The 16,053-nt window shown below is 54.8% G+C and carries 14 protein-coding genes and 4 tRNA genes; 6 read left to right on the top strand and 12 right to left on the bottom strand.

The genetic code is table 11. The features are described 5' to 3' along the window. Positions 1-3: 3 nt before the first annotated feature. Genes uvrB through QT231_RS00825 form a run of 3 tightly spaced genes read right to left on the bottom strand, consistent with a single transcriptional unit; the run spans position 4 to position 2,655 of the window. Positions 4-2,028: an excinuclease ABC subunit UvrB gene (uvrB, locus tag QT231_RS00835; protein WP_308322993.1), complete on the bottom strand. Its 2,025-nt coding sequence runs from the start codon at positions 2,026-2,028 to the stop codon at positions 4-6. Positions 2,029-2,050: 22 nt separating this feature from the next. Continuing rightward, positions 2,051-2,458 (bottom strand): OsmC family protein, encoded by a 408-nt coding sequence (locus QT231_RS00830; RefSeq protein ID WP_308322992.1) that lies wholly within the window; start codon positions 2,456-2,458, stop codon positions 2,051-2,053. After that, a complete protein-coding gene (locus QT231_RS00825; RefSeq protein ID WP_007114205.1) occupies positions 2,458-2,655 on the bottom strand; it encodes a hypothetical protein in 198 nt (65 codons plus the stop codon). Before QT231_RS00825 ends, QT231_RS00830 begins: the two co-directional genes overlap by 1 nt. Before the next feature lie 177 nt (positions 2,656-2,832). On the opposite strand from QT231_RS00825, the gene QT231_RS00820 reads away from it, so the two are divergent. Continuing rightward, a complete protein-coding gene (locus QT231_RS00820; protein ID WP_308335061.1) occupies positions 2,833-3,804 on the top strand; it encodes a folate-binding protein in 972 nt (323 codons plus the stop codon). Between the two features lie 5 nt (positions 3,805-3,809). Here QT231_RS00820 and QT231_RS00815 read toward each other — a convergent pair whose 3' ends face one another. The 4 genes from QT231_RS00815 to QT231_RS00800 all read right to left on the bottom strand — a co-directional run bounded on the left by QT231_RS00815 (position 3,810) and on the right by QT231_RS00800 (position 8,004). After that, the gene (locus QT231_RS00815) at positions 3,810-4,577 is read right to left on the bottom strand and encodes a TatD family hydrolase (RefSeq protein WP_308335060.1); all 768 of its coding nucleotides are present in this window, start codon (positions 4,575-4,577) and stop codon (positions 3,810-3,812) included. 20 nt (positions 4,578-4,597) lie between these two features. Continuing rightward, positions 4,598-6,187: a peptide chain release factor 3 gene (locus QT231_RS00810; RefSeq protein ID WP_308335059.1), complete on the bottom strand. Its 1,590-nt coding sequence runs from the start codon at positions 6,185-6,187 to the stop codon at positions 4,598-4,600. A 224-nt stretch (positions 6,188-6,411) separates the two neighbouring features. Further along, positions 6,412-6,621, bottom strand: coding sequence for a putative motility protein (locus tag QT231_RS00805; protein ID WP_007114201.1), 210 nt, complete (start codon positions 6,619-6,621; stop codon positions 6,412-6,414). Between the two features lie 141 nt (positions 6,622-6,762). Next, positions 6,763-8,004: an FAD-dependent oxidoreductase gene (locus QT231_RS00800; protein WP_308335058.1), complete on the bottom strand. Its 1,242-nt coding sequence runs from the start codon at positions 8,002-8,004 to the stop codon at positions 6,763-6,765. Between the two features lie 313 nt (positions 8,005-8,317). On the opposite strand from QT231_RS00800, the gene amt reads away from it, so the two are divergent. Both amt and QT231_RS00790 read left to right on the top strand, forming a co-directional pair. After that, on the top strand, positions 8,318-10,894 hold the full coding sequence (amt, locus tag QT231_RS00795; RefSeq protein ID WP_308335057.1) for an ammonium transporter: 2,577 nt from the start codon (positions 8,318-8,320) through the stop codon (positions 10,892-10,894). After that, a complete protein-coding gene (locus QT231_RS00790) occupies positions 10,803-11,699 on the top strand; it encodes an EAL domain-containing protein (RefSeq protein WP_308335056.1) in 897 nt (298 codons plus the stop codon). The genes amt and QT231_RS00790 overlap by 92 nt, the downstream gene beginning before the upstream one ends. Before the next feature lie 140 nt (positions 11,700-11,839). Here QT231_RS00790 and QT231_RS00785 read toward each other — a convergent pair. The 4 genes from QT231_RS00785 to QT231_RS00770 form a co-directional block, all read right to left on the bottom strand. Next, positions 11,840-11,914: transfer RNA gene (locus QT231_RS00785), tRNA-His, on the bottom strand. A gap of 176 nt (positions 11,915-12,090) precedes the next feature. Then, positions 12,091-12,165, bottom strand: a tRNA-His gene (locus QT231_RS00780). A gap of 76 nt (positions 12,166-12,241) precedes the next feature. Further along, positions 12,242-12,318, bottom strand: a tRNA-Arg gene (locus tag QT231_RS00775). A gap of 92 nt (positions 12,319-12,410) precedes the next feature. After that, positions 12,411-12,487 (bottom strand) — tRNA-Pro (locus tag QT231_RS00770). A gap of 209 nt (positions 12,488-12,696) precedes the next feature. Here QT231_RS00770 and folD point away from each other — a divergent pair. After that, positions 12,697-13,566 (top strand): bifunctional methylenetetrahydrofolate dehydrogenase/methenyltetrahydrofolate cyclohydrolase FolD, encoded by an 870-nt coding sequence (folD, locus tag QT231_RS00765; protein WP_308335055.1) that lies wholly within the window; start codon positions 12,697-12,699, stop codon positions 13,564-13,566. A gap of 37 nt (positions 13,567-13,603) precedes the next feature. Then, entirely contained in the window at positions 13,604-14,311 is a 708-nt protein-coding gene (gene mtnN, locus QT231_RS00760) for a 5'-methylthioadenosine/S-adenosylhomocysteine nucleosidase (RefSeq protein ID WP_308335054.1), read from the top strand. A gap of 61 nt (positions 14,312-14,372) precedes the next feature. Here the strand turns inward: mtnN and pyrC are convergent, their stop codons facing one another. Next, positions 14,373-15,410, bottom strand: coding sequence for a dihydroorotase (pyrC, locus tag QT231_RS00755; RefSeq protein ID WP_308335053.1), 1,038 nt, complete (start codon positions 15,408-15,410; stop codon positions 14,373-14,375). Between the two features lie 222 nt (positions 15,411-15,632). Between pyrC and QT231_RS00750 the strand changes: the two genes are divergently transcribed. Further along, a complete protein-coding gene (locus QT231_RS00750; protein ID WP_308335052.1) occupies positions 15,633-16,049 on the top strand; it encodes a hypothetical protein in 417 nt (138 codons plus the stop codon). Positions 16,050-16,053 lie beyond the last annotated feature (4 nt).

The raw sequence follows: 16,053 nt of genomic DNA, 5'->3' as shown, positions 1-16,053 counted from the left end.
CCGTTAGCCCAGCGCCAACTGTTTTTCTTTCATCTGATGGAGCTGGTCGCGCAGCCGCGCTGCCTCTTCAAACTCGAGATTCTGCGCCGCTTCGAACATGGCATCCTCAAGCTTGCTGATGGCGCCCAGCAAGTCTTGCTTGCTCATGGTGGTGACATCATACTCCGCGGCGCTCTCAGCCACTTTACGCTCACTGCCACGGCGACGGCTGCTCTTCTTGCCTGGGGCCTGGGCAGCTTCAAGTATATCGGCCACCGAGCGTGTCACGGTGGTCGGGGTAATACCGTGCTCTTCGTTATGAGCAGTCTGCTTGGCGCGGCGACGCTCGGTCTCATCGATCGCCTTGCGCATTGAGTCGGTAATGCGATCACCGTAAAGAATCGCCTTGCCGTGGGCATTACGCGCCGCGCGACCAATGGTCTGGATCAGCGAACGCTCGGCGCGCAGAAAGCCCTCTTTATCGGCATCGAGAATCGCCACCAGCGACACTTCGGGAATATCCAGGCCTTCGCGCAGCAGGTTGATGCCTACCAGCACATCAAACTTGCCCAGGCGTAAATCGCGGATAATCTCCACCCGCTCGACGGTATCTATATCCGAGTGTAGGTAGCGCACCCGAATACCGTGCTCGTCAAAATACTCGGTCAGGTCTTCCGCCATGCGCTTGGTTAGCGTGGTCACCAGCACCCGCTCGCCGACTGCGGTGCGCAGACCAATTTCCGAAAGCAGATCGTCTACCTGGGTGCTGGCCGGGCGCACTTCGATTTCGGGATCCAGCAGCCCGGTAGGACGCACCACCTGCTCAACGGTCTGGCTAGCGTGTTCGCCTTCGTAGCGGCCGGGGGTGGCGGACACAAAAATCGTTTGCGGGGAAATAGCCTCCCACTCTTCAAACTTCATGGGTCGGTTATCCAGCGCCGAGGGCAGCCGGAAACCGTACTCCACCAGGGTCTCTTTGCGCGAGCGGTCGCCCTTATACATACCGCCCACCTGGGGCACGCTGACGTGGGACTCATCGATAAACAGTAATGCGTCATCAGGCAGGTAGTCGAAGAAGGTAGGCGGCGGCTCGCCCGGCGCACGGCCAGAGAGGTAGCGGGAGTAGTTTTCAATACCGTTGCAGTAGCCCAGCTCCAGCATCATTTCAATGTCGTAAAGGGTGCGCTGCTCTAGACGCTGCGCCTCTACCAGCCGTTCGTGCTTGCGCATCCACTCAAGGCGCTCCTTGAGCTCCTGTTTAATGGCGTCGATGGCGCCCAGAATCGTTTCCCGCGGGGTGACGTAGTGGGACTTGGGATAGATGGTCATCCGCGGCACTTCCCCGCGCACAGCACCAGTGAGCGGATCAAACAGGCGAATGGTGTCGATCTCGCTATCGAACAGCTCTACCCGCACCGCCTCTTCGTCGGAATCAGCAGGGAAAATATCGATCACATCCCCGCGCACCCGGTAGGTGCCACGACGGAAATCCATATCGTTGCGGGTATATTGCAGCTCGGCCAAGCGGCGCAAGAAGGCACGCTGGTCAATCAGTTCACCGCGGGTAAAATGCAGCCGCATCTTTAAGTACTGATCGGGGTCACCCAAGCCGTAAATGGCTGAAACAGATACCACAATCAGCGCATCGCGGCGCTCCAGCAGTGCTTTGGTGGCCGAAAGCCGCATCTGCTCGATATGGTCGTTAATCGAGGCGTCTTTCTCGATAAAGGTGTCCGATGAAGGCACGTAGGCTTCGGGCTGATAGTAGTCGTAGTAGGAGACAAAATACTCCACAGCATTATCGGGGAAGAACGCCTTAAACTCACCGTACAGCTGGGCCGCCAGGGTCTTGTTCGGCGCCATCACAATGGTTGGGCGCTGCTGCTGCTCGACCACATTGGCCATGGTGAAGGTTTTGCCCGAGCCTGTTACACCCAGCAGGGTTTGATGGGCAAGCCCAGATTCCAGGCCACTAATCAGCCCCTTGATGGCGGCAGGCTGGTCGCCAGCTGGCTGAAATTTTGACTGCAATCGGAAGGCTTTGCTCATCGGTGCTCCTAAAAGAAATAAATTAAACTAACCGCGTGGCGATCTCGACCGTTGACTGCGTCATAAGGCGCTGAATGGGGCAGCGGTGGCTAATATCTTCAAGCCTGGCGCGCTGCTCTGGGTCTTCAATACCGTGCAGCGTTAAGGCCACGTCTAGTTTGTAGATGCCCTTTTTTTCCTGGCTGTCATCCCGCTGAACGGTGACGGTAATGCCTTCAAGGGGCCACTCCTTACGCTTGGCGTACATCTGCACGGTAATCGCTTTGCAGGTGCCCAAGGCGATATCGAAATAGTCGTGGGGATCTGGAGCGCTTCCCTCTCCGCCGACGATGGGTGGCACGTCGGCATAGAGATCTTCTAGGCCATTGACTTCAACTCGCTGCCTAAAGGCATGGTTGCGTTCGCTGATCACGGTAATCGGAGGATGCATTATGATACCTTTACGCCTAGCTTGAGTTTTTCAATGGCATTAATCAGCGTCTCGCGCTTTGCCCGGCCGTCCACATCAGCACCATGCCGCCCCACTTCGGCGCTATCAACGCCGTCAAGCATCATCAGAGCCGTGGTAATTTTGTTGACCTGATCGACCGATTTAACACCTTGGAATGTTAACGACTGCTGCGCCATAGCGTTTCCCTGCCTGTTGACCTGTGCAAAACTGATACAAGAGAAAGAGTCTAGCACGCTAATGGTGCCTTGCAATCAGCGCCGACTGCCCACACCTAATAGCAGTAAAGATACGCTTCACGCTTTCGTACTGAATACATTACTACCGAACGCTTTCTCACTTTTTCAGGAGTTTTTATGGCGACCGTTACCGCTAGCAACCCGGCCCTTGGCAGCGTCCGCCTTAACCATTTAGCCGCCCTGGATGTGAAAGGGGCGGATGCAGAAAAGTTCCTGCAGGGTCAGACCAGCGCTCAAGTCAGCTTGGCCGATGGGCGTTTTGCGCCGCTAACCTGTTTTTGTACGCCCAAGGGGCGAATGTTAGCCAACGCCCAACTGGTGCGCTTGGGCGAAGAGCATTTCCGTTTGCTACTAAGCGTTACCCTGTTAGAGAGTTTAGCCAACCATCTTAAAAAATTTGCCGCTTTTTATAAGACTGAGCTGGTCTCGCTACCCGACCTTATCGTGATTGGCGCCAGGGATGATGCCCAATCCCTGGCGAATCAGCTGGATCTGGAGCTACCCGATCAAGTGGGCACCCATACCCACAACGACCAAGCCAGCGTACTCCGCTACCCAGGTGAGACATCGCGTTGGCTGCTGTGTTTCGATAAAGACCACAAAGTCGATGTAGTGTCGGTTCAAGATGACCAAGCGAGCCGCAACGCTTGGCAGCTTGAAGATATTCGTAGCGGCTTGGCGTGGCTAACCGATGCCCAGCAGGATCATTTCCTACCCCAGATGCTTAACTGGGAAGCGTTGGGTGGGATTAGCTTTAAAAAGGGCTGTTACACCGGTCAGGAAGTTGTTGCCCGAGCCCACTTTCGTGGCCAAGTAAAAAAACGCCTAATGCGCGTCAGTCTGGACACAGACACACTGCCTGAGGTGGGCGCTAGCGTAGTCAATGGTGACGATAAAGCGGTCGGCGAAGTGGTCGTCAGCACGACGACACCACAAGGCGGCGTCGAGTTACTGGCGGTCATGAACACCAAAGTAGCCGAAGAACAGACGCCTCTCTTTTTGGCAGGCGGGCCAGCGACCCTTCTCCCGTTACCCTATGCAATCGAGCGCGTTGATCCAGAGCAACTGGCGGTTAGCCTTCATGGCTAGGGCTTCTAGGCACTAGCTAAGCCAAACAGCGTCGCAGCGGTATCACTGCTCTGGGCCGCAACCTGCTGCGCTGTTTGTCCGCGCAGGGTGGCCACAACGTTACATACCTCGGCCACTCGACGCGGCTCATTCCGCATCCCCTGATAGCCACTAAGCGGCATATCGGGGCTGTCGGTTTCCAGCACAAACGCATCGTCAGGAAGCGCCGCAACGGTTCGCCGCAAGCGTTTGGCGCGCTCATAGGTAATCGCTCCACCCAACCCCAGCTTGAAACCTAGATCGAGAAACTTGTTCGCTTGCTCAATTGACCCCGAGAAGGCGTGGATCAACCCTGCGTTGGGCAGCGCTAACTGGCGAAGCCGTTTAGCGACCTTGTCGTTGGCGTGAACGCAGTGCACCACTACTGGCAGCCCATGCTGCTTAGCCAGCTTTAACTGGGCGTCAAAATAGTGCCACTGGGCGTCAAGGGTGTCAGTAAAGCGGCCATCGATACCGCACTCGCCTACGGCTACCACCTCTGGGTGCTCGCTGAGCAGGTTATCCAGCGCAGCAATATCTGCCTCTTGATGCTGATCCACAAAGTAGGGGTGCATGCCCAGGCATACCGAGGTATCCGCCCGTGCACCCAGCGCCAGCACCTGCTGCCAGCGCGAACGGGTAGTGCCCGGCACCACAAAACGCACTACGCCCACTGCCTTAGCGGCCTCAAATACGTCAGTTCGATCATCATCGAACTGGGCAAAATCGAGATGGCAATGGGCATCAACCAGCATAGAGGCTTACCCTATAAACGTTAGTGCTCGCGGGTCGGCTGGAAGCGAATGTCCGGCCAGCGCTCCTGGGTCATCTGCAGATTCACCCGGGTCGGCGCGATATAGGTAAGATAACCACCACCATCGACAGCCAGATTGGCACTGGCTTTACGCTTAAACTCTTCAAGTTTCTTAGCGTCTTCACAGTAAACCCAGCGGGCCGTCTGTACATTAACGCCTTCGTACAAGCAGTCGACCTTGTACTCCTCTTTCAAGCGGTGAGCGACCACATCAAACTGCAGAGTACCCACGGCGCCGAGAATCAAGTCGTTATTGTCCATAGGCATAAAGACCTGGGTAGCGCCCTCTTCGGAAAGCTGCTGTAAGCCTTTTTGCAGCGCTTTCATTTTCAGTGGGTCTTTCAACCGCACGCGCTTAAACAGCTCGGGAGCAAAGTGCGGTATGCCGGTAAAGCGCATATCTTCACCCACGGTAAAGGTATCGCCAATCTGAATCGTACCGTGGTTATGGAGACCAATAATATCGCCTGGCCAGGCTTCTTCCACTTGGGAGCGATCAGAGGCCATAAAGGTCAGCGCATCGGCAATTTTAACGTCCTTGCCGATACGCACATGACGCATCTTCATGTTCTTTTCGTACTTACCCGAACAGACCCGCAAAAAGGCGATGCGGTCACGGTGATTCGGATCCATGTTGGCCTGGATCTTAAACACGAAGCCGGTGAAGCGCTCATCATCGGAAGTGACTACCCGTGTATCGGTTTCGTGGGCCTGGGGCGGCGGGGCGTACTCCACAAAGCCATCCATCATCTCGCGCACCCCAAAGTTACCCATGGCGGTACCGAAATAGACCGGCGAAAGCTCACCACGGCGATAAGCATCCAGATCAAACTCATGGGACGCCCCACGCACCAGCTCTACTTCCATGCGCAGCTCTTCGGCCTGCTCCTCACCAAGCACGGCATCCACTTCGGGACTATCCAAGCCCTCAATGCGTTTATCATCGGGGATCCGGCTGCCCTGGCCCTGAGTATAAAGATGAATCACGTCGTTATAGAGGTGATAAACGCCCTTGAAATGGCGCCCCATACCAATCGGCCAGGTCATCGGCGCACACTGGATATTCAATACCGTTTCGACTTCATCCATCACCTCAATGGGGTCGCGGATATCGCGATCCATTTTATTGATAAAGGTGAGGATCGGCGTGGTACGTAGGCGACACACTTCCATCAACTTAATGGTGCGATCCTCAACACCCTTGGCACCGTCGATGACCATCAAGGCAGAGTCAACCGCCGTGAGCGTGCGGTAGGTATCTTCAGAGAAGTCTTCGTGACCGGGCGTGTCCAGCAGGTTAACGATACGTCCGCCGTAGGGGAATTGCATCACCGAGGTCGTCACAGAGATCCCCCGCTCCTGCTCCATTTTCATCCAGTCCGAGGTAGCGTGACGGTCGTTACGCTTGCTCTTCACCGAACCGGCTAACTGGATGGCATTGCCAAACAGCAGCATCTTTTCGGTGATCGTGGTTTTACCGGCGTCGGGGTGCGAAATGATTGCAAAGGTGCGCCTAAGCCCTGCCTCTTGGGCTAGTTGTGTCTCTTTCATTGTGCCTCTTCAAATATAGAGTCTCAGCGCAGCACTCAATCAGCAGCTCTCGCTAACTAGCCACCGCGCAATGAGAATGTTCATTGGGGCAATTGTAACGCCTGGAGGCAGCTGTTGTCGCGGGTGGCATCAAAAGTGCCGCTCCTTGAAAAAAAAGACAAAAAAAACGCTGAACAAGTCAGCGTTTTAAAAATTAGCGGCAATCGTGTTGCCGCCAAATAGCATTAAGCGTAGGTGTTTACCTGAGTGCCTACGCTACCCTCTTTGGCAAGGTCTGGTTGAGCCCCAGTATCCGCAGAAGCCATGATCTCGGTCACTTGCTGTGCCTGAGTATCCAGCGCTTCTTTAAACACCTGCATCTGTGCCTGCTCGGGGGTTTGCGCCTGGTTCATATAAAGCGACGCGCTTACTGAACTGCTGATGCCTACATCCATATATCCACCTCATGGTGTGCAAATGTACTTATAAACTAGCAAAGCATTAGATCACGCGCAAAGCAATCGTTCACTATTACTAGTGCCAGCAACTACTACTATCGGCTTAACTGGACTGATCATTAATGAATTTAACGCCCGCTAGAACCTATCAGCCCGGAAGGGTGCCATATCAATGGCGGTAGGTTGCCCTTCCATCATATCCGCCAGCAACTGCCCGGTCGCCGGCCCGAGGGTGAACCCCTGATGGCCATGACCAAAGGCAAGCCATAGTCCGGGATGTCTTGGCGCAGGCCCAATCACCGGCTTCATATCAGGCAAGCAGGGCCGCGCGCCTTTCCAAGGAGCCTCATCACGGCGCTCGCCTAGCGGGAAAACACTGCGCGCGACTTTCTCTGCTGCGCCCAGTTGATTGACGTCAGCAGGTGCATCCAGGCGATCCAGCTCAGCTCCGGTGGTCAAGCGAATGCCGGCGTTCATCGGCGCAAGCAGGTAACCCACCTCGGCATCCATGACCCAGAAATTCAGCTTTGCAGGCGCTTGGGGTGCGTAGTGCATGTGGTAGCCGCGCTTTACAAAAGTAGGGAAATGATAGCCCAGCTCTTTTAGCCAGCTTCCCGCCCAGGGCCCTAGCGCCACCACTACATCATCTACTTCTAAGCTTTCAGAGTCGGTATTGACCTGCCAGCGCTCACCTATTTGCTTAACTGATCGAATGTCCGCCTGCAAAATGCGTCCACCGTGGTTACTAAACGCCTCCGCGTATGCCGCAACCAGCGCACCGGGGTCAGCAACAGTCCATGGGTCAAGCCAATGAATCGCACCGATAATGGTGTCACTCAGAGAAGGTTCTTTCTCCTCAAGTGCCGCCCTATCTAGCTGCTCAAACTGCACGCCATAAAGGCGCCGCGCCTCTTCGGCCTCTTTGATTCGCGCCGTCAGCTTTTCCGGAGTGCGGTAAAGCTCAAGCCACCCTTGCCTACGCACCAAGTGCTCGGCGCCTGCGGCATCAATCATCGGGCCGTGGGTTTTTAGCGAAAGCTGAATCAGTGAGGCGTATTCCGGAACAATCTTCTGGTAAGCCTTCGGCGCAGAGTTCATCCAATAACGCAAAAGCGGTGAGGCGGCGTTGACCATGCCTGCCGGACGGTAACGAATATCTACCCGACGGTTAGGTAAAACGCTAAGTAGTGTCTTCATATCGCGAGGAAAAGGGTAAGGCCTAACCGCTTCACGCTGAATAATGCCCGCATTGCCAAACGAGGTTTCACGACCAGGCTGAAGGCGATCCACAAGAGTGACTTCATGCCCTCGCTGGCGAAGATGCCAGGCAATGCTGACACCCACCATGCCTGCTCCCAAAACTACCGTTTGACGCGCCATTTTGATGCACTCCCTTTTACGGATTTAAAACCACAATTGAAGATCAATAACTATTTGAAAAATATCACCAATTCATCCGCATTTATATAGTCGTAAACGCTATTTTTATGCCAATAAACAGCAATTAATACTGCCATAAACGTTAAAAGCGATGACTCCACTATTAGCGGCATAACAATTGCTTAGTTTCTATTAAGAAACCTTGATGGCATTCAGTTAGCGCCGATGTAATGGTTTCTCCCCCCTGCCGCGCAAAACCAATAAAGCACCAAAAAGAAGCGCATGCGCACCAAAAGTTGCTAAGGAAAACACCATGCCTGCCACGCTTGATTTGCATAGCTCGCTGCTCGATACGCTCTGGGTACTTTGGGCCGCTGCCCTGGTATTTGTGATGCAAGCTGGCTTTCTCTGCCTGGAAGCGGGTACTACGCGTACCAAGAACGCCATCAACGTCGCTATGAAAAACGTAGCGGACTTTGCCATTGCCGTCAGTGTTTTTTGGTTAGTCGGTTTTGGCATTATGTTTGGCGACTCCCACCATGGCTTAATCGGCACGACCCTGTTGGGTTGGCAGTTAGAAGCTTCCGGTAGCTGGGTGATTAGCGTTTTTATTTTCCAGGCCATGTTTTGTGCTACCGCCGCTACCATTGTGTCGGGCGCGGTGGCAGAACGTATGCCCTTTTTAGCCTACACCTGGACGGCCCTATGGATTGCCCTACTTATCTATCCGGTATTTGGCCACTGGGCATGGGGCGGGCTTTTGAGCGGCGCGAAGGGCTGGCTAGGGTCGCTTGGGTTTGTCGACTTTGCGGGCTCGACGGTAGTGCATAGCGTTGGCGGCTGGGTAGCGCTAGCAGCGGTACTCTGTATTGGCCCACGCACTGGGCGCTTCACCCAGGGCAAACCACCCACCGCCTTTCCCTCTGGCAACCTTCCCCTCGCCATGCTGGGCGCGCTGTTTATGATTTTAGGCTGGTTTGGTTTTAACGGCGGCAGCACCCTGGCGGTTACCGAACAAATACCCAGCATAATAGCCAATACTGTTTTGGGCGCCGTTGGTGGCATTCTTTCGGGCATGCTAATGGGGCTAAGAACGCGGCGCTACGCCGATGTGATGTACGCGATTAATGGCGCCATTGCAGGCTTGGTTGCCGTCACCGCCAGCGCCCACGTGATCTCTTTATCGGCGGCATTTGGCCTAGGGGCGGTTAGCGGCGTACTGATGGTGCTGACCAGCGAATGGCTGCTAAGTAAGCATATTGATGATGCCGTCAGCGCCATCCCTTCGCATCTTGTCGCAGGAATATGGGGGACGCTCGCCCTGCCCTGGGTGGCTGACTTAACGCTGCTGGATAGCGGTTTGTCTCGATCCGCTCAGTTTGGCGTTCAACTGATAGGCGTTGTGGTGTGCGGTGTCTGGAGCTTTGGCAGCGCTTGGCTGCTGTTTCGTATCACCCGGCACTTCCTACCCATTCGCGTCTCACCGGAGGCAGAAAAAATGGGCCTCAACCTCGCCGAGCATGGCGCCAATAATGAACTAAACCAACTGCTTGAGCATATGCGCCAGCATGAAAAACAGGGCGATATGCGCCAGCGAATTGACGCCGACCCGTTTACCGAGGTAGGCGAGATAGCGGCGAGCTATAATCGCGTCACCGCCGCCCTTGAACGCGCCGTTGGGCATACCCGCGTGATGCTGCGTAATCTGCGCGACGGCGTGATTACCTGGCAGGCAGACGGCACCCTGACAAGCCTTAACCCCGGCGCGGAACAACTCTTTGAGGTAGAGGCCCTAGAGCTTATTGGCCAACCTATTACGCGGCTATTGCCAAACCGCTCCCTTACCCCTGGGGCGCGCCATGAAATTAAGCGACGCACCTCAGATATGCAGGTGCGCTATCTGGAAATTCAGGTGAGCGAGGGAGCCAGCGGCTCCGCGTCAGAGCGCTCAGGAATGGTGCGCGACATTACCGAACGCAAGCAGCTCCAAGAGCAGCTAAACCGCGAACGCGACCTTGCCCGCACCACGCTGGCATCCATCGGTGATGGCGTGATTACCTGCGACGCCAGTGGCAACGTGACGTTTATCAATACCGAAGCGTCGCGCTTAACCGGATGGACACCCGACAATGCTATCGATAAACCCATTTACAGGGTGTACCAATTAATTGAGGAAGCCAGCGGTGAGCCGCTCAGCAACCCGGCCAGGCAAGTTCTCACCCAGCTAACCCCGGTACACTCCACCGAACACTGCCTGTTAGTGAATCGTGATCACTCGCACACGCCCATCCAGCACAGCGCTTCACCGATACGCTCGCGCAGCGGCATTACCCTCGGCGCAGTGGTTGTTTTTCAGGATGTCAGCCTCACTCGCCAGCTCACTGAACAGCTTAGCTATCAGGTCAGCCACGACAACCTAACCGACCTGCTCAATCGTCGCGCCTTCGAATCCGCGCTCACCGCACTACTTAATCGCGACGATGGTCACCATGTGCTGTGCTACCTGGATCTCGATCAATTCAAAATCGTCAATGACACCTGCGGCCATCTCGCAGGAGACGAGCTGTTGCGCCAAGTAGCATTAAAACTGAAAGGACATGTGCGCAGCAGTGATATCGCCGCCCGGCTGGGTGGCGATGAATTCGCTTTGTTGCTACCTGACTGCGCTATCGAGCATGCATTGGCAATTGCCGAGGCGCTGCGCTGCGATATCGAACAGTACCGTTTTGCCTGGCAGGGGCACACCTTTGGTTATCGGCGTGAGCATGGGTTTGGTTGGATTAAACGCGGCTCAGCCCATGCAGTTGAGCCAGGCACTCCACGCCTCAGATGCGGCGTGCTACGTTGCAAAAGAGGCTGGCCGCAATCGCATCCACTGCTACCAGCCTGACGATCATTCGTTATTGGAAAAGCATGGCGAACTACAGTGGGCACAACGCCTGCAAAATGGCTTGGACAACGACGCCTTCCGCCTTTTTGGCCAACCCATTACCGCCGTGTGTGCCGATGGCCCTGGTTACCACGAAATTCTGCTCCGCCTTGAAGAGCAGGGAGAAATCATCGCGCCGGGTAGCTTTCTGCCCGCTGCTGAGCGTTATCACTTCATGGTGCGCATTGACCGCTGGGTCATTCGCAACACCCTGGCCTGGCTAGGGGATCAAAACCGCCACGCTGCCCTGCCTTCACATAGCCTATGGGGAATCAATCTTTCCGGCGCTTCGCTATCCGATGCTGATTTTTGCCAGGATCTTATTACCCAAGTCGCCAAGGCAGGGCTGCCCCACGGCACGCTGTGTTTTGAAATTACCGAAAGCACCGCCATTGCCCAACTCTCAAGTGTCAGCGAATTAATTGTTACCCTGAAAGAGTACGGCTGCCGCTTTGCACTGGATGACTTTGGCACCGGCCTCTCCTCTTTTAGCTACCTAAAGCAGTTGCCCGTCGATTATCTAAAAATTGACGGTAGCTTTATCCGCAATGTGCATCAGGATCCAATTGACCGGGCGATGGTAGAGGCGATCCATGCCGTCGGCAAGGCGCTGGCAATTAAGACAATCGCTGAGTTTGTGGAGACCCAAGCCACGCTGGACACGCTGCACCAAATGGGTATCGACTTCGCACAGGGGGACTTACTGGGCAGACCTGAACCACTTACCCAGATGGCGAGCCACCGCATTAAGGTGATGCCACGCTAGCGCGCAGAGGAATCTAAATGCCAGAAACGCAAAAAAAACCCAACAAGGGCATGGTCTCTAATAGAAATCTGTTTGCTAAGATTAGCGTTGCCAGGATAGGCAAGGAAAAATACTGGGGAGATATGCGGGGGGGGGGGTAATGGGGTGGATGATGGGACTTGAACCCACGACCACCGGAGTCACAATCCGGGGCTCTACCACTGAGCTACACCCACCACAACCTTGGTTTTGTCGAAAACTACCTGTGCTTGACAATCCGTCGTTAAAAATCAACTCAAAATGCTCATTTACAACTTGTAAACTCCGCTTTTTCGTTAATTTTTGCCTCGTCTAGTCTTCGCTCGGTGACTTTTCGTACAAATCCAGAAACTGGAAACGCAAATATTGTCACTGGGGTGGATGATGGGATTTGAACCCACGACCACCGGAGTCACAATCCGGGGCTCTACCCCTGAGCTACACCCACCAAAGACAATCTTACGTAAAACAAATAGCATGCGCTTGTAGATAGGATTCTGACAGGTTGTTACCACTGAGTTAAGTGGCACGCCCAGCAGGAATCGAACCCGCAACCTACGGCTTAGAAGGCCGTTGCTCTATCCGGTTGAGCTATGGGCGCACATATAGCATTCATAAGAAACGAATACTGATGAGCACTAGACCACAACTGCAGCTTGGAAAAGCAAACTACTACCTTTCATGCTAAGTGATTGGTCGGGATGGAGGGATTCGAACCCCCGACATCCTGCTCCCAAAGCAGGCGCGCTACCAGACTGCGCTACATCCCGATTTTTATCACCTTAGACGCTACCGTGCTGCCCGTCTCAAGCGAGGCATATATTACTATTTTTAATTTTAAAGTCAACCATTAAAGTGATTGTTAGTGAAGGCGCTTTGCCTGGATGCCCCGGCATGCGAAAATTGTCGTCTTTAAAGCGCTGTTGCGTGAGCGCTTTACTGTCTAGGCCATTTTTAACATCCACAGGGATTCCATTACATGACCGCCCAACTAATCGATGGCAAAGCCATCGCTGCTAATGTCCGCCAACAGGTTGCCGAAAAGATCGCCGTACGCCGTCAAGCTGGCGGGCGGGCACCAGGACTAGCCGTGGTTGTGGTCGGAGACGATCCCGCCTCCCATGTATATGTCAGTAATAAGCACCGCGCCTGCGAGCAGGCAGGCATACTCTCCTTTCAGCACGCCCTGCCCGCTACGACCTCTCAGCATGAGCTGGAAGCCCTGGTTGACCAGCTTAATAGCGACCCAGCTATTGATGGCATCTTGGTTCAGCTACCGCTGCCCAACCATCTCGATGCCGAGCCTATTTTAGAGCGCATTCTGCCGAGCAAGGATGTCGACGGCTTCCACCCCTACAACATTGGCCGCTTAGCGCAGCGTATGCCCGCCCTGCGCCCCTGCACACCAAAGGGGATCATGACCCTACTGGCACAGAACGATATCGCGTTGCGCGGTCTGGACGCTACCGTGGTAGGGGCCTCCAACATTGTTGGTCGTCCTATGGCGCTGGAATTGCTGTTGGCGGGCTGCACAATCACGGTGTGTCACCGCTTTACCCAAAACCTTGAAGCCCACGTAAGCCGTGCAGATATTTTAATCGTGGCTGTGGGTAAGCCGGGGATTGTCAAAGGGGAATGGATTAAGCCGGGCGCTATTGTGATCGACGTGGGTATCAATCGCCAAGAGGATGGCACGTTAAAAGGCGACCTCGATTTTGCTACTGCCGCCGAACGCGCCAGCTTTATCACCCCCGTACCGGGCGGTGTGGGGCCAATGACCGTCGCAACACTGCTGGAAAACACCCTGGAAGCCGCCGAACAGCACGACTTAGCGGCTGGTCACGCCTGAGTTAAACATCACCCTTTTTATCTAGGAGCACAGCGCAGTGAAGCGTATTGGTATTATTGGCGCAATGGCGCAGGAAGTAAGCACCTTAGTGAGTCAACTGGACAACCCCCAGCGCTACGAGCATGCGGGTTTTGTGTTTCATACCGGCACCCGTTATGGACTTGAGGTGGTAGTGCTGCAGTCGGGGATAGGCAAAGTCAACGCCGCAGTAGGCACGGCTATTTTATTAGAACGCCATCAGCCCGACGCCATTATCAACACTGGCTCCGCCGGTGGCTTTGCCACCGATTTAAACATTGGCGATGTGATTATTTCTGACGAACTGCGTCATCACGACGTAGACGCCGTGGTGTTTGGGTATGAAATTGGCCAAGTGCCGGGGATGCCCGCTGCTTACTTAGCCGACACAGCGCTGCGTGAAATCGCGCGTAACGCCATAGCGTCATTAGGTGAGGTCAAGGTGCGCGAAGGCTTGATCGCCACCGGTGACGCCTTTATGTCCGATCCAGCCCGGGTAGACGCAACCCGGGCCCAATTCCCCAGCATGCTTGCCGTAGAGATGGAGGGCGCCGCCATTGCCCAAACGTGCCACCTCTACAATTGCCCTTTCGTGGTTATCCGCGCACTTTCGGATATTCCCGGCAGTGGCGACAACCACCTCTCCTTCGATGAGTTTCTGGAAGTGGCTGCCGACCACTCATCGCGCATGGTTGATCAAATGCTTAAGCAGCTTGGCAATGCCTAACGGGGCTTGCTAGATGCTTGAAGCCGTCGGCGGTAAAGCCGTCGACGGCACTCGTTACCCGCTAAGACTTTATCGCCCAGCTAAGCGTCTCCCCCGCCAGCAGCGGGATGATTTGCTCCCCTTGGGCGTAAGGATAACTCTCCGGCAGCGTCCAATTCCGTCGCTCAAGCGTAATGGTGTCTGAGTTAGGTGAGAGCCCATAAAAACGCGGCCCATTGAGGCTGGCGAAGGCTTCCAACTTGTCCAATGCATCCATTTCATCGAAGGCGGTGGCGTAAAGCTCAATGGCCGCAGGGGCAGTATAGGCACCGGCACAGCCGCAGCTTGATTCTTTAGCCCCCTGGGAGTGAGGTGCACTATCGGTGCCCAAAAAGAACTTATGGCTGCCACTGGTGGCTGCTTTCAGCAGCGCCTGGCGATGCTGTTCACGCTTCAGGATCGGCAGGCAGTAGTAGTGAGGACGAATCCCTCCCACCAGCATTTTATTGCGGTTAAACAGCAGGTGATGAGCGGTAATGGTAGCCGCCACATTATCAGGCGCGTGAGCAACAAATTCAGCTGCCTGCTGGGTGGTGATATGCTCACACACTACTTTCAGCGTTGGGTGGCGTTCCAGCAGTGGCTTCATCACTGTTTCAATGAATACCGCTTCGCGATCAAAAATATCGATCTCTGCATGGGTGACTTCACCGTGCACCAGAAGTGGCATGCCCACTTTGGCCATCATCTCAATCGTTGCATCACAGCGGGCCAAGTCAGTCACCCCTGAGTCGGAGTTAGTCGTGGCGCCCGCAGGGTAAAGCTTCACCGCTTTGACAATGCCACTTTGCGCCGCGCGCTCGACCTCTTCCGGTGGGGTTGTATCGGTGAGGTAGAGCACCATTAAGGGCTCGAAGGGACTGCCCGCGGGCAAGGCATCGAGGATACGCTGACGGTATTCTAGCGCCTTGGCCGTGGTGGTAACCGGCGGGGTGAGATTGGGCATAATGATCGCCCGCCCCATTTGCGCAGCAGTATGGCCGACTACCGCTTTAAGCGCTTCATCGTCGCGCAAGTGAAGGTGCCAATCGTCGGGGCGGGTCAGTGTTACGGTGTCCACGGCAAGTCCTGTAGTGGTGTGAAGACAGATAGAATGCAGCGTGTACAGTATACGCAATTGCGCGATGGGATAAATCCGCTACTCAGGCGCCCACACCCTCGTCCAAGTGTCGTATCATGGCGCTGCTTTTTAAGACACGGCTATTTTAAGACTCAGCTCGAACGGTTAATTTTTACACGCTTTTATAACAGTTGGTTTTTGACGCTAAGGATTCGGTTGTTTATGCAGAACGTGCGGCGCTATGCGGATATTATTGCCAGCCTGGAAGGATTGATGTGGCTAAGCCTAGCCTGGTCGATTTCACTCTCCGTTCATATCGGCAGCACGGAACCCACTCTCGCTAGCCTATTAGTGATTGGTGCCCTGGTGGTTTTCTGTTGGGCACATCGGCCGCTACGCTATTTATTGGGACGCTACCATATTCGCAAACGGCGCACCGATATGTGGATTCATACCCTGGCGCTACCGCTTCTGTTGGCGATGTTCTTCCACATAATGATTGAAGCGTTGCTGGGTAGCGCCTGGCTTCCGCCTAAAATGCTGCTGTTCAATATCTTGGCTTCTGCAGGCTGGGCAACTTACGTCATGACCCTGCTGATTAAATTTATCATTCATGGCTTTAAAGCCAAACACAAGTAAGCCC

The organism is Halomonas sp. SpR1 (genome assembly GCF_031010175.1).
In the GTDB taxonomy this organism is placed as follows: Bacteria; Pseudomonadota; Gammaproteobacteria; order Pseudomonadales; family Halomonadaceae; genus Vreelandella.
The sequence above is the reverse complement of the archived record's forward strand: the minus strand, read 5'-3'. Positions and strand labels throughout refer to the sequence as shown.